This is a genomic window from Clostridium sp. KLE 1755 (assembly GCF_000466465.2).
Taxonomy (GTDB): Bacteria; Bacillota; Clostridia; order Lachnospirales; family Lachnospiraceae; genus Eisenbergiella; species Eisenbergiella porci.
The window spans coordinates 16263-30174 of the sequence record NZ_KE992741.1 but is presented as its reverse complement, the minus strand read 5'-3'; the positions used below and the strand labels follow the sequence as shown (position 1 = coordinate 30174).

At 46.1% G+C, this 13912-nt stretch carries 14 protein-coding genes; 6 read left to right on the top strand and 8 right to left on the bottom strand.

Annotated elements, in window-relative coordinates; genetic code table 11:
* The first annotated feature begins 312 nt into the window (after positions 1 to 312).
* From HMPREF1548_RS20560 to HMPREF1548_RS20550, 3 genes are read left to right on the top strand one after another with little or no spacing between them, the layout of a single operon-like run.
* A complete protein-coding gene (locus HMPREF1548_RS20560; protein ID WP_035323191.1) occupies positions 313 to 1122 on the top strand; it encodes a MerR family transcriptional regulator in 810 nt (269 codons plus the stop codon).
* Positions 1119 to 1946, top strand: coding sequence for a hypothetical protein (locus HMPREF1548_RS20555; protein ID WP_021638460.1), 828 nt, complete (start codon positions 1119 to 1121; stop codon positions 1944 to 1946). The genes HMPREF1548_RS20560 and HMPREF1548_RS20555 overlap by 4 nt, the downstream gene beginning before the upstream one ends.
* Positions 1947 to 1996: 50 nt before the next feature.
* Positions 1997 to 2611: a Type 1 glutamine amidotransferase-like domain-containing protein gene (locus HMPREF1548_RS20550; RefSeq protein ID WP_021638459.1), complete on the top strand. Its 615-nt coding sequence runs from the start codon at positions 1997 to 1999 to the stop codon at positions 2609 to 2611.
* Positions 2612 to 2692: 81 nt separating this feature from the next.
* Here the strand turns inward: HMPREF1548_RS20550 and HMPREF1548_RS20545 are convergent, their stop codons facing one another.
* The 3 genes from HMPREF1548_RS20545 to HMPREF1548_RS20535 form a co-directional block, all read right to left on the bottom strand.
* A complete protein-coding gene (locus HMPREF1548_RS20545; protein ID WP_021638458.1) occupies positions 2693 to 3172 on the bottom strand; it encodes a GNAT family N-acetyltransferase in 480 nt (159 codons plus the stop codon).
* A 27-nt stretch (positions 3173 to 3199) separates the two neighbouring features.
* Positions 3200 to 4435, bottom strand: coding sequence for a DUF1266 domain-containing protein (locus HMPREF1548_RS20540; protein WP_021638457.1), 1236 nt, complete (start codon positions 4433 to 4435; stop codon positions 3200 to 3202).
* Between the two features lie 206 nt (positions 4436 to 4641).
* A complete protein-coding gene (locus HMPREF1548_RS20535; protein WP_021638456.1) occupies positions 4642 to 5328 on the bottom strand; it encodes an epoxyqueuosine reductase in 687 nt (228 codons plus the stop codon).
* A gap of 277 nt (positions 5329 to 5605) precedes the next feature.
* On the opposite strand from HMPREF1548_RS20535, the gene HMPREF1548_RS20530 reads away from it, so the two are divergent.
* The 3 genes from HMPREF1548_RS20530 to HMPREF1548_RS20520 all read left to right on the top strand — a co-directional run bounded on the left by HMPREF1548_RS20530 (position 5606) and on the right by HMPREF1548_RS20520 (position 6617).
* On the top strand, positions 5606 to 5884 hold the full coding sequence (locus tag HMPREF1548_RS20530) for a TetR/AcrR family transcriptional regulator (protein ID WP_021638455.1): 279 nt from the start codon (positions 5606 to 5608) through the stop codon (positions 5882 to 5884).
* Positions 5885 to 5898: 14 nt separating this feature from the next.
* Entirely contained in the window at positions 5899 to 6243 is a 345-nt protein-coding gene (locus HMPREF1548_RS20525) for a hypothetical protein (RefSeq protein ID WP_021638454.1), read from the top strand.
* A gap of 167 nt (positions 6244 to 6410) precedes the next feature.
* Positions 6411 to 6617 (top strand): cysteine-rich KTR domain-containing protein, encoded by a 207-nt coding sequence (locus HMPREF1548_RS20520; RefSeq protein WP_502690641.1) that lies wholly within the window; start codon positions 6411 to 6413, stop codon positions 6615 to 6617.
* Positions 6618 to 6722: 105 nt separating this feature from the next.
* Here the strand turns inward: HMPREF1548_RS20520 and HMPREF1548_RS20515 are convergent, their stop codons facing one another.
* The 5 genes from HMPREF1548_RS20515 to HMPREF1548_RS20495 form a co-directional block, all read right to left on the bottom strand.
* Positions 6723 to 8732: an ABC transporter permease gene (locus HMPREF1548_RS20515; RefSeq protein WP_021638451.1), complete on the bottom strand. Its 2010-nt coding sequence runs from the start codon at positions 8730 to 8732 to the stop codon at positions 6723 to 6725.
* On the bottom strand, positions 8729 to 9439 hold the full coding sequence (locus HMPREF1548_RS20510) for an ABC transporter ATP-binding protein (RefSeq protein WP_021638450.1): 711 nt from the start codon (positions 9437 to 9439) through the stop codon (positions 8729 to 8731). Before HMPREF1548_RS20510 ends, HMPREF1548_RS20515 begins: the two co-directional genes overlap by 4 nt.
* A 91-nt stretch (positions 9440 to 9530) precedes the next feature.
* Entirely contained in the window at positions 9531 to 10355 is an 825-nt protein-coding gene (locus tag HMPREF1548_RS20505) for a sensor histidine kinase (RefSeq protein WP_021638449.1), read from the bottom strand.
* Entirely contained in the window at positions 10345 to 11001 is a 657-nt protein-coding gene (locus HMPREF1548_RS20500; protein WP_021638448.1) for a response regulator transcription factor, read from the bottom strand. Before HMPREF1548_RS20500 ends, HMPREF1548_RS20505 begins: the two co-directional genes overlap by 11 nt.
* 37 nt (positions 11002 to 11038) lie before the next feature.
* A complete protein-coding gene (locus HMPREF1548_RS20495; RefSeq protein ID WP_021638447.1) occupies positions 11039 to 13876 on the bottom strand; it encodes an ATP-binding protein in 2838 nt (945 codons plus the stop codon).
* Between the last annotated feature and the right edge of the window lie 36 nt (positions 13877 to 13912).

Sequence of the window (13912 nt, the reverse complement as noted above, 5' to 3'; positions counted from 1 at the left end):
AGATTGGAAAAAGGCTACAGGAGAAAAATGAAATAACGGACTGCCAACCAATGAACAACGCCGCCTATGTAGAAACCAAGGCGGCGTTTTCATGTGTCAGCAACAAAAGCTATATGTGGGTTCATCTTAAAAAGAACGCTTAACCTCGGGCCAAGTTGGCCCGAAGTACACGGGTTTGCGGAACAGGCAAAACTCCGGTATAGAGCCAGAACGGTAATTTGTTATAAAATTAGTTTGTATGATAAAATAAAGAAAAAGTCTTGCTTGTGACGTAGCGTGATGAAATATAATAGAAACTGGGAGGTAGCTATTATGGAAAAGCACAGAGCAATACCCAAAGGATATATGACCGTAGGTGAGCTAGCAAAGAAAATGGGCGTCACTGTTCGCACGCTACAACACTATGACAAAGAAGGTTTTTTTTCTCCCTCCGCAGAAAGCGAGGGAGGACGTAGATTATATACGGATAAAGACTTAATTAGACTTCATCAGATCTTGGCTCTAAAGCATCTTGGCTTTTCATTGGAGGCCATAAAAAACAGGCTTATACCGCTGGACACCCCAACAGAGGTTGCAAAAGTTCTGACAGAACAAGCCGCTCATATTAAAAAAGAAATACAAAGCCTTTCACAAGCCTACGAAGAAATTGAACTATTGAAAGCGGAAGTTATACAAATGCAGTCGGTAGATTTTAAAAAATATGCTGACATTATTACAAACATTCAAATGAAAAACGAATTTTATTGGCTTATAAAACGCTTTGACGAACCAATGCTCGACCATATCAAAGAGCATTTTACGATGGAAGCAAGTATGGAATTTATGCGCCGATTTGAAAGCCTTGGGAATAAAATATTTTCTTTGCAAAAAGAAAATATACCGCCCGACAGTGACGCTGCACAATCGCTCGCAGAATCTTTTTGGGAAATGGTTTTGGAATTTACAGGCGGAGATATGAGTATGTTTTCAAAGCTTATGAAATTTACAGAAGCCGATAAAAGCGGAAATAAATGGGAGAAAAAACAAGCAACTATCAATGCCTATATTGGACTGGCACTGGATATTTATTTTGCAAAATCAGGGCAAAACCCTGTTATGGAAGGATCGAAAGAAATAGAATGAAAGAAAATATAAAATTTGTTATACGGGTGATGGTTATCCATGTTTTGACTTATCTTCTGTGTGGGGTCGTGTTTTCGGCACTGTTTGACTATACAGCATTGTATCAGCAGGAGAATATCAATACTTTTATGCGAGCGGTCGGCAGTGCATCCTCTCTAATAGGCCCTGTAATGCAAGTTGTGCGGGGATTGCTTTTTGGTTTAATCTTGCTGTTGCTGAAAGACAGCATAATTGGAAAAAAGTATGGCTGGCTGAAACTGTGGGCCATCATTGTCGGAATTGGCATCATTAACACCCCAGGGCCTACCCCATGCTCCATTGAAGGAATTATTTATACACAACTGCCTTTGGAGTTTCACATAAAGGCCGCCCCCGAAATACTGCTCCAAACTTTGCTTTTCTCACTTTTTGTTGCAAACCCCGGAAATTTTATATTCCCAGGGCTGAGAGAAAACAAAATCCCACTGATTTCTACTGTTTTGGCAGGTGTCATGTTCTCGCTCTCAGGTGTAATCCTCTCCCTTATTCTACATCTCGAGATGACGGCGGGAATAACCGACATAGGCGCATTTGTTATCATGTTTGTTGCGGTGATTTCTGTGTTTTTGGTCTGTAAATGGTATCTATCCACAACCTCTCGCCTGAAACATTTGGTTTTGCCATTGTGCTGTTACACGGTGCTTGCCATCATGCCAGTTGTATACAACTATATGACACGTTCTTTATTCGCGTCTTGGCTGCCATTGGGAATCAACGTAATTCCTGTGATCATTATCTTTCTTTTAAACTACATGGGCGCGCTACACAATAATAAGAAAATATAGTCAGCCGTTTCCACCTGTTCTAAGGCGTAAACCATAAGGAGAGAAACCAAATGAAAAAAATGCTACTGGTCTCTATGTTTCAAATTGTATTACCTTTGCTCAAATCAATTGAGCCAAATCTAAAAAATAAAACAATAACCTATATTCCAACGGCATACAAGGTGGAGAATCTGAGATTCCTCTTTAAACTTAGTAAATTGGGACTGGAAAAACAGGGGCTGATCCTTGACGAATTGGATATTTCCTCTGCATCCTATGAAACAATTAAAAGCAAACTGGAAAAGAACGATGTTATCTATGTTCCAGGGGGCAACACGTTCTATTTATTGCAGGAGATGAAAAGGACGGGCGCCGATAAGCTGTTAATCGAGGAAGTAAACAAAGGCAAATTATATATTGGCGAGTCAGCGGGTGCTATTGTTGTGGCTCCTGATATTGAATATTCATCTGCAATGGATTCTAAAGAAAAAGCTCCTGATTTGAAAGAATATTCCGGACTTGGATTAATTGATTTCTATGTTGTTCCTCACTCCGAAAACTGGAGCTTTAACAAAACCGTAAAAAGAATAATTAGCACTTATTCTTCAACCTTAGACTTGAAAATTATCCGCGATAGCCAAGCGATTTTAATAGATAATGACAATGTTCACATTTTAGGAAAGTAGCTAAATCCCTCCTGCCTTTCAGAATCTTTTAGCTTACCTTTTTAGTCTATCCGATAGGAGGCATTTACATAATGCGCTTGCTTATTCCGTTAATATATATTCAAATTCAATCTCATGCCGTAAAGGTATGCCATTCTCTCCAATCAGCGGAATTTGCGGCTTCAACCGCCTCGAAGCATCTAACGCGTTATGGTATAGTTTTACCATGTCGAAGCCGCGCTTTTGATAAAAGCGAATGGCATTAATATTGTCATTCGTCGTAATTACAATAACCTTTTTACAATGCTTTTGACGCGCAGCCGCAATAATTTTTTCAATCAGTGAGGAAGCAATGCCTTTGCCTTCTGTCAGACTATCCAAAGAAATAATTTCGCATACATCTGCGTTAACCGCAAAAGTCAGCAGCGCGATAATTTTTTTATCCTCTAATACTGCAATTCCATCAACCTTTGTCATGTCAACAATAGCACCACGGATGACCATTTCTGCTGACAGCCAGTGTTCAACGATAAAGTCTGTCACTTCTTTGCGGTTTTCTTCATTAATGAATACATATTCCATAGCTTCTCCTGACCCCCAAAGAGGGAATTACACACGGAACCCAATTCTGCGGGCTTCCGGCCATGGGCATTCCCTCCATTGTCCTTCGTCCTCCTCAGCGCTTCCGGTAAGAAGATCTGTTGTGGCATCTGCCAGATAGCCAAGATAGCTCTCCGCCGCGCCATCGCCGCAAATAAGCTTCCACATCAGGCCGCCAAATATGTATGACCGGGCAAACTCCCGCCAGCTGTGCAGCTCCTGGACAGCCTTTTGTGAAAGCTCCCACAGAATACCCACAGCCTCGCCTTCGGTGATCCAGCCCAGATAGCAGCCCCAGCGGGCCAGCATAGCCGCCCGTCCTATGTCCCAGCCCAGCAGGAATTCAGGGCGGTACCGGCTCTTAAAATGCTGCACAAACCGCCAGCCCCGGCAGATCGACTCCTGTTCTTCTTCGTCCGTATCCTCTTCAAAAAGCTCCTCCGGCGTATCTGCCTCACAATAGATCTGGTAGCGCAGGGCATATCCTTCCCGGGTGAGGTAACGTACCGTGTCCAGCAGCTCTCCCCGCCCATTGATGCCCCAGGAACGGCGCACCAGGGATACAATCCTCTGTTCCAGAACGGGGATGTGCTCCTCTACGTCCATTCCGTCCAGATCATGATCATTCACTGTGGAAATGATACCGGAAAGCAGGATGCCGAAACGGCTCCACCTGGGATCATTCTTTGCATAGGGAACCGGTTCCGGCTCCGGCAGTGTGTCCAGCCAGGCCAGCTTTTCCTCCAGAACCCGGTAAAGCTCCTGCTCCAATGCCAGGGTAAGCTCCGGTTCCTCCTCTTCATCATCCTCATCTTCTTCCATGGCCAGAGTCTCCATAGCCGCAGAGATGATTCCCATATCCTCACCGAAAAGCTGGTTCATCATGTCCTCAACGCCCATGGCTGCACAGTCGGCAACCTGGCGGGCTATCTCTGCCTGAATCTGCTCCTGGTTGGCCGCCATCTGTTCCATGGCCTCCTGGCTGAACATCTGGCCCAATATCTCCACCTGGCGCTGTTGGTTGGCAGCTTCCTGACCAGCGGACTGTTCCTCCGCCTTCTGTTTTTCGGCAACTCCCTCCATAGCCGCTTTTTTGGCGGCCGCCCTTTCGGCATCCTCTTTTTCGGTGTCCGCCATTGTCTGCTCCGCTATCTTCCGGCTCTTTTCCATAGACTCATTAAGCTGCTGCGACGCCGCATCCCTGGCGGCTTCGGCCCGACGCATAATTTCATCAATATCAAACATGCTTAACCTCCTCCTTTTTTCTTTACCCCTCCGCCTGCACTGTGGTTCCTGAATAACTCAATTTCGTATTTCTCTGAAAACAGCTTTCCTTACCTGTTTACTGTCCCTGTTTTTATTTTAGCAAGCCAGGGGAGCTTCGGCAAGGGAAACATATATTTTATAAAAAACCGATATATTCCGTTGATGACTGAAGGCAGCGGTCCCCCTCAAGTGCCGGCCTTTATCCCAAAAGCATGGGGACATATCCTCCGGCATAAATAGCATTGTATTTCCAGTTTTTTATTTACTATTTTGAAATGGCTGGAGCACTCTTTTTTACCGAATGAGGCAAGGTCATCCAATGCTCTCACAGGGCAGGCTTCGACACATATGCTACAATTATCACAAATGGTAAATCCTGCTTTTTCATCCGGCCTCAGCTCTGCATCGGTAAGAACTGCACTGAGCCACAGAAGGTTGCCATACCGGGGATTGGTGAGTAAATAATTCTTTCCAATGACTCCAAGCCCTGCTATTTCTGCGGCATGTTTCAGTGAAATATATCCAAACTGCTCTTTCCGGCCGCCGCATTCCACCCATTTGCCGCCCGATGCACTTATGACTTTTGTTTTATAGCCATCGGATTTCAGCCGCTTTGCAACCACTTTGGCCATATTCGTCATCCCGGTAAGCATTTTATTACGGCATGCGGTATATTCTGCCGCGTAGTTAAGCACTTCCGGTGAAAACGAAGCACCCAAGACAATAACTGAAAGACATTCCGGCAGTACATCTGTGGGTTTAAAGCCTTCCGGCGCCATGTCAAAATCCTTGGATGCGGCAATACCAACCACATCTGCTCCCGCTTTTATTCCATATTCTTTTACCATTGCACTTGTCAGCTCAATTGCCATTTTACCACCTCCCGTTAATAATTTATTGTATCATACCTAATGCGACAGCAGTGTGTCACATTTCTTGCCTGCCAGTAAATTTTTAATGACAGAATCTAATTCAGCTTACAGATAAAACGGACGCGAAGGCAATACCGTCACCAGAACAGGCAATGTTTCCCAACAATCTTATGGGGCGGCTTATGATGCAGGAAAGCATTGACGCAATGAATTATGTGGCGTATAATAGTTATTGAATCAAGTTCATTAATTTATAGATAAGGAGAAATGGGATAAAATGGCACGGCCTGCAAAGAAACCACCCGAACAATGGGAAAATGAGATTTTAGATGCGGCACAAAATCTGTTCCTGTCGAAAGGCTATGAGGAAACCTCAGTTTCCGATATTATGCAGGCAGCCGGCGGGGCAACAGGAATGTTCTATCGCTGCTATCAAAGCAAGGAGGAACTTCTAAATGTGCTTGTTAAAAAATGGGCAGCGATGTATACGCAAAAAACAGCATGTTTGCTGTGTGATCCCCAAATCACTTCAGCGGCAAATTTGTCGCTATTTTAGATGTAATCAGAGAAATGACCTCACAAACAATCGGTATGGAGGCTTTCTTTACCGCTTCCAACGAAGTCATTTTGAACAGGCTGACCCGACAGATGACCTCAGTGCTGGCTCCATTGCTTGCGTCTGTTTTGGATAAGGGTATAGAGGACGGGATTTTAGCCATTGAAAACACGGAGTTTTACACGAATTATATTATTGACGGTTCTTTAGGCGCACTCAACCGCGGCAGTCGCCTGACTCGTGAAAACATAGCTCACAACTTAGACTATCTTCCACAGGCAATTGCCAATACACTGAAAATAGATGTTGCGTTATTGACAAACGCCCGGAATGGAAAAGGAGCTAATCATACCTGTTGATTGGGGGAAAAGGATATGGAAAATGCAGACTGCCCCTGCAAAAGGACAAAGTGTATTCGATACGGGAATTGTGACGCGTGCCGCGAACACCACCACTGCCCGGAACGAAACACCTTGACAGCATGTGAACGCAGGGATGCGAAAAACGAACGAAAAAATAAACGCAAATGGAAAGGGGGCAGGACATGAATACGAAAGAATGGATATTATGCCCCCCTATGCGGAAAAAGACAAGATTAAAAATCCGGGAAGAAACAGTTCTGGAAAATTTTCCGCTGTTCTGTACGAAGTGCAGACAGGAAACTATAGTCAGCATTAAACAATTTCATTTGTCAGTTATCAAAGAGCCAGATGCAAAGACGCAGAGCCGATAACCTATGAACTTAATACTCATGGTGATCGGCTCTTTTCTTTTGGGTGGTTCTTACGCTAAGTTAACATCTGCAATCCAAACAGATGAATATTGCGCTGACGCCGGGCTATATCCCACCCGCCCTTATGGTTTCAATCAGATTCTGGTTACGGAGTTTTAATGTCGCCGCTTTTGTTATCACTAAAGTAATGACTAAAACAGCCGCGCTGCAGATCAGCATAGGTGCAGCCGGAATCCTGTAGGGAATGGGGAACATGCTTCTTATGGGCAGATTGATCAGATAGGTGAGCGCCAGACCAATGGGGGCCCCCAGAATTATGGCCCGCAGCGAGCACAGGATGCTTTCCAGCGCCAGCATTTTTTCCAAACCTTCCAGCGTCATGCCGATACTCATCAAAACGGCAAATTCTCTTGCGCGCATCAATACATTGGTGGACAGCGTACTGACAACGTTGGTAAAACCAATCAGCATAAGAAATACAGTAAAGCAATACAGAAAATCAATTACCAGGACAATGGCAATGTTCATCACACGCACATAGTCCCGCGTCATATACACCCTTGCGCTGAAGCCGGATTCCATGTAATCCGCATTCTCCTGGTTTGGAAAATGTTCCGCCAAAACACTGTTTGCATATTCTATATAGCCGGTAGTATCCCGGGGAGCATTCATCCAGGAGTATCCCCGGACGGTGGCGTCGGGAACTATGAGCCTTACGGGATTGGTTTTCGGGTAAAATAATTCAGTGGGGATTTCATCCTTTGAAAGCTGCGCCTGTATCTCCACTTCCCTGCTGCCGCCGTCTGCCGTGAAGAGCCGGATCCGCTTCAGCTGGCCGGAATAGGGGGTGATATCTTTTAGATAGCCTTTATCATTATAGCTTAGATGATTCAGCAAGATGACAGCCCCTTCACTGACACCTGCCCTCTTGCACACCTCCCGGTAATGCTGATCGTCCAGGACAATGATTTCCACATCAAGTTCATAGCTGTCCTGCCCGGCCAGTTCGTTTACACGGAGCATATCAGCGGACAGATAAGCAGCGGGAAGCTTTGCAACATAGGTGTCATAATCCTGACCCATACCATATACATCCCCGCCGTCATATTTTTCCAGTTCCTTTGTGATGGAATTGCCCAGCGTTGAATCTATGGGGGCAGGATAGATACTTTCCCACCGTCCGGTATTCTCATTGACCCTGCGCGTCCTGGCAGATTGGTAGTCCGCTGTCACCGTATGGGAGGTAGCATAATAAAGTATCTTCTCCAGACCGCCGGCCAGGCCGTTAAGGGAACCAAGGACGATAAACATTATAATCCCTATCATAAGCGTTATCACAGTGGCTTTGAAATTACGTTTGTTCCTGCTGATGTTTTTCTTTGCAAGCACTCCTTCAAAGCCAAATGTTTTCTGTATCAGAGAGTCTGTAAGCCTGTTTATGCCCTTCCTTTTTCCGTCCTTCCTGATTCGGACCTCCCCGCTTCCCCTTACGCTGTCAATGGCGGAACTTTTTGCCGCCTTTCTCGCCGGAAGCCATGCCGATATCGAGACTGTAATCAAAGAAATAAAAGCAGAGATAAGGATTGACGGCCAGGAGATTACAAATTTCAGTTCAAAATATATATCCTTTATCATAATATGGGACAGGGCATTCAATTCATCCAGGAACAGATTGATCACGCCCACGCCGCCTCTTGTCAGGCAGAGTCCTGCAAGGATTCCAATCGGTATGCCAAGCACGGATAAAAAGATGCTTTCGTACAGGACAGACTTGATAATCTGGCGGCCTGTAGCGCCGACACACTTTAATGTGCCAAACTGGGAAATCCTCTCCCCTGCACTGATACGGAATACATTGGAAATTACAACCACCGCCATAACAAAAATAATGGCGCCCAGAAAAAACGCCGGAATCAGCAGCAGGCTCTTATAGGCGCCGGCATACATGCCATAATCCTCGCCAAGAAATGATACCAGCATAACATTACCGCTGGCCACAAGGCTGCAAACGCAGGTGGTCAGCGCGGTTGCCAAAACAATGGCAGCTATTGCCCAAAAAGTCCTGCTTTTATTTTTCTTTACCTGGCTGAGGGAAAGCTTCGCAATTACATTCATACCATGCGGCCTCCCTTCGAACGGGAAGCCTTCAAATCCTCGTCTGAAATAATCTCTCCATCGCCGATGGTGATGATCCTGTCTGCCATGACGGCAATTTTTTCATCATGGGTAATCAATAGAAGGGTCTGGTGATACTTCTTATTCGCAAGCTGCAGCAAGTCTATAATTTCCCTGCCGGATTTGCTGTCCAGATTACCTGTTGGCTCATCCGCCAGAATAAAAGCAGGATCATTGATCAGCGCCCTCCCAATGGACACCCTCTGCTGCTGCCCTCCGGACAGTTCACTTGGCAGATGGGTCCTCCGGTCGGCCAGTCCTGTCATATTAAGAATGTAAGAGAGCTTTTCAGGATCAGGCCTGCGATTATCCAAAAGACGCGGCAGCATAATATTTTCCTCCGTCGTAAGCGTGGGGATCAGATTATAGAACTGAAACACCATACCGATATTCCTGCGCCTGAAGATGGCACGCTGGCTTTCGTCCAGGCTGTAGATATCTTTTCCGTCAATGGTCACGGTGCCTGAAGAAGGGCGATCGATTCCGCCGATGAGATTCATAAGTGTAGATTTGCCTGACCCGGAAGAGCCTATAATTGCAATGAATTCTCCTTTGTTTACCTGAAAACTCACATTTTTAAGGGCAGTTACGGCAGTGTCCCCTTTGCCATATGTTTTTGTCAGATTTCTGACCGTTAATACTTCCATGTAAATTCCTCCTGTTTCACAAGTACTATCATCATAACAGAAGAAAATGACTGTCTGGTGACAAATTCCCATACTCAAAATGACAGTTTAGTCACTTATACAGTTTTATGGTAAAAGTCGCTCCGCTGCCCTCTTTGCCGCAGTCCACATCAATATCACCGTTATGCCTGCGTACTATGGCGAGGGCAAGAGGAAGGCCGATGCCATACCCGCTTGTATTTCCGGAACCTTCAAACCGCGTGAACAGCCGGGCAATTTCCTCCTTTCTGATTCCCTTCCCCATGTCTGTGACAGATATCCATTGATAAATGGGATTTTCCCCACAGTCAATGGTGATACACGTATGATCCCCGGAATGCTCCGAGGCGTTTTTAATCAGGTTGGTAAGCGCCTCCGACATCCAGCGTTTATCACAGTACAGCTCCAGGTCGTTCCTGAGATCTGTGGCCTGGTTTTTTATCTCCAGTAAAATAGCCAGCGGTTTTAACGCGGCTTCCAGGAGTGCACGGACAGAGACTTTCTCCATATCAAAGGTAATTGCGTCAGCATCCAGTTTTGCCATCTTTAGCAGTGTGCCCACCAGCCATTCCATCCGGTTCAGGCTGGTCTGGATATTATGGATAAATTCTTCCTGCTTATCGGGAGCGGCAGTTTGCAGCAGGTCAGCCATGATCATCATGGAGGTAACAGGTGTTTTCAGCTGGTGGCTAATATTTTCCATAAACTCTATAAACAGCGCATGCTCCTGTTCCACTGCACTCAGCTGCTCATTCTTTATGTTTACCAGGGTATGGATATCATTTTTTAAAATACTGAGGGAACCTTCTTTGTTGTCCCGGAATTCCACTTTCTGTCCGTCAATGGCTTTTCTTATTTTCTCCGAAAGTTCCTTTATTTCGCTATTTCTAATCAGCACGGTAACCAAGCCCCCTTACAGTTTCAATGGTTACAGCGCTGCCCATCTTCTCCCGCAGGCGTTTGATATATACTGTAAGAGTATTGTCCTCAACAAAATTGCTGCCCTGGTCCCATATACTGTCCAGTATCTGCGTCCTTGTGAGAAGATTTCCTTTGTTATTAGCAAAAATCAGCAGCAGACGGTATTCTAAGGCCGTCAGTTCTACAGGACTGCTTCCCACATACACTTTTCCGGCAATGGGATCGATTTCCGCATTTCCGATTTTTAAAAATCCTGTGGGATTTTCCCCCTTTGCTGCCTGTAAGGTCCGTTTCACTCTTGCCAGTAATTCCCGCAGCCGAAAAGGCTTTGTAACATAATCAGCCGCCCCGTTTTCAAAAGCGGAAACAATTTTGCTCTCATCATCCACCACGGTCAGGAATATAATGGGAGTGCTGTTTTCCTTCAGCTCCCGGCTTACATCAAATCCGGTCCCGTCAGGAAGCTGCATATCCAATATTGCCAAATCGTACAGTTCCGTTTTTATCCTGTGAACCGCATCCGAAGCGGTCATACAATGAAATGGCTCATAGCCTTCCTGTTCCAGGGCATACATAAGGCCGGAGGCGATCATGGTATCGTCTTCTACAAGCAGAATTTTCATGCTGAATCCTTTCTTAATCTTTTAAAATTCCGGCGGATTATTTCCCGGCAGCCTCTTTCAAAGCCCGATACAGCTGCTCCACATCAAAGGGCTTGGGCAAAAATCCGGTCATTCCGCATTGCTGTGCCTTGTTGCGGTCATCCTGGAAGGTATTGGCCGTCATGGCCAGAATCGGAACCGACGCCGCATCCCTGCGTTTCATCGACCTGATCTCCCTTGTCGCAGCAAGACCGTCCAGCACCGGCATATTGACATCCATCAATATCACATCATAGAGCCCCTCCGGGCTTTCCGCAAACATGCTGACTGCCTCCCGGCCGTCAGAGGCCCGGTCTGCAATAATTTTTTTCAGAGCAAGCAGCTCCTCTGCAATTTCCGCATTCAAATCATTATCCTCAGCCAGAAGCACATGCAGGCCCTCCAGCCTGATATCGCCCTCCTGCACATGCGGTGCCTGTAATTCTCCCTGATATACAGGAAGCACAAGTGAAAAATAGAATTCAGAGCCCGCGCCGTAAGTGCTTTCCACCTGCAGCCTTCCGCCCATCAGCTCCACCATCTTGCTGCTGATGGATAGTCCCAGGCCTGTCCCGGGCCCTCTCTGGTTGCTGTTCTCCAGCTGCTCAAAGGATGCGAATATCCTTGTTATATCCTCCCTGCGGATACCGATACCGTTGTCCTTCACGCTGAAATATATCTCCGCCTTTCCCGAAACGCTGCTTCTCTCCTCAACAGACAACACAACCGTTCCGCCCGGATCGGTAAATTTGCAGGCATTGGACAGCAGGTTCGTCAGCACCTGCTGTATCCGCATCTTATCGCCTGTATAGCAGTCCTCCTGCAGTCTGCAGTTCATCTCCAGCCGCAGCTTCCTGTCCGTTTCCTGGGCGCTGAACATGCTTTTAAGGTCTTCCGTCATCTGCCGCAGGTTAAACGGGGCAGCTTCGATCTTCATCTTTTCGCTTTCGATTTTAGACATGTCCAGGACATCATTCAGCAGCGAAAGAAGAAACTTTGCGGAAGAATCAATTTTTGACAGGTTCTCTTCGATTTTCGGCGTTGCTTCCCCTGAAATCCGGGTGAGATTGGTCAGCCCGATAATTGCGTTCATGGGGGTACGGATTTCGTGACTCATCCTTGAGAGGAAATCCGACTTGGCCCTGCTCATCTCCTCCGCCTTTTCCAGCCTCACCTGCATTACCTTTGCCCTCATGCTGTAAAACACAACCAGAATGATAATGCCTGAAATTAATATAATGGCCCCCACGCTAAGGCTTACTGCCAATGCGGGATTCGAATAATAAAAAGATTCCAGCGTCACGGCGCTTTGCTGCGGGACAAGGGTATTATCCGATAAAATGCGGTAGCTTTCCTCCTCGGAAAAATTGTTTATGGATTTATTCAGGATGGAATACAGCGGCACATTTACAGGCAGCGGCAGCGCAATTGTCACTTCCTCACGCAGGTTTGTATCCGTTACCAGATTAATATTGGCATAATAATTCCGCGCATAAAACTGTCCCACAAAGGACGCCGGCATGCGGGTATAGTCCGCTTCCACACCGTTATTAACCGCATTCAGACATTCCTGGTAATCTTCAAAATACCTTATGGTATCGGAAGGATTGCCCGGCTTCATCACCCTGCCCTCCGGTACGGCCATCACCTGCCCTTCTTCCTTTCCTGCGGACTGCTTGCTGCGCAGGACAAGGGAATCCAGGGATACATAGCTGGCAGTCCGGGCAAGCCCAAGGGATGCGGCCGTCAAATCATTGTCCATAAAACTGCCCGCCAAATCCGCTTTACCCTCCCGGACTAAATTGATTATTTCCTGATTATTCTCCGCATACACATACTCAAATTCAAGCCCGCTGCGTCCCGTTATGAGCTCCAGTGTCTCCGGAATAATACCCATAGCGGCTCCGTCCTGTTCATAATACAGCGGATAACGATCCCTGATAACCGCTACTTTTAAAGGGGCGCTCTGCTGTATAAATGCCCTTTCCTCATCTGTAAAGGAAATGGAATTCAGATACCTGTCGGGAAAATACTTACTGTACAGTTCACTGGCAAAATTGGGATCTGCCGCATAAATCTGCTCAATTGCCCAGGAAAGCTCGCTGCACAGCTCCGGCTCATCCCTGGCGGTAACAATATAATAAGGCTCGGCGGGAATCATGGCCGCCACATTGTAGTCCTCCTGCATGTATACATCCGCTCCAAGCATCAGATCCACATCACCGCTTTCCAGGCAGTTCTCATACTCCGTCGTATCCTCATAGTATACAAGCTCACAGGAAATATTATTGAATGTCAGAAATTCCTGCAGCCGTTCAATTTTCTGGACCGCTCTTTTCAAAACGCCTATCCGTTTTCCATTCAGTGTATTATAGTCATAGCCTTTTATATCCGTATCTTCCCGATGATAGATAAGCAGGGAATAATTGGATCCCATTATATAAGAGGGATAATTATAAAGATCCTTGAATTCTTCCCTGTAGAACATGCCTCCCATCAGGTCATATTCACAATCGACCATTTTATTCAGCTGTTCTGATGCATTTTCTTCTGTCATAAATTCATATTGCCAGCCTGTATACTTGGCAATCTCAATGAGCCAGTCATATACACAGCCGCCATAAGTGCCGTCATCATAAACCTCATTGATACCAGAAGTATAGGGAAATGCAACCTTCAGGACTCTTGGTTCCTCCTCCTGCGCATTTACCTCCGGGCAATACAGCATAAAAGGGGCGCAAGAGGCCAACAGTACGGCAAAAAGAAGCAGGACCTTCCGATACTGCTTCTTTTTGCCATATATTTGATTTATCCCCGTTCTTTTCCCTCTTTTACCTAACTCCGTTGTATGTCCCATCCTGGAAGCCTCCCGTCCCGTATCCGCTGCAGCGTT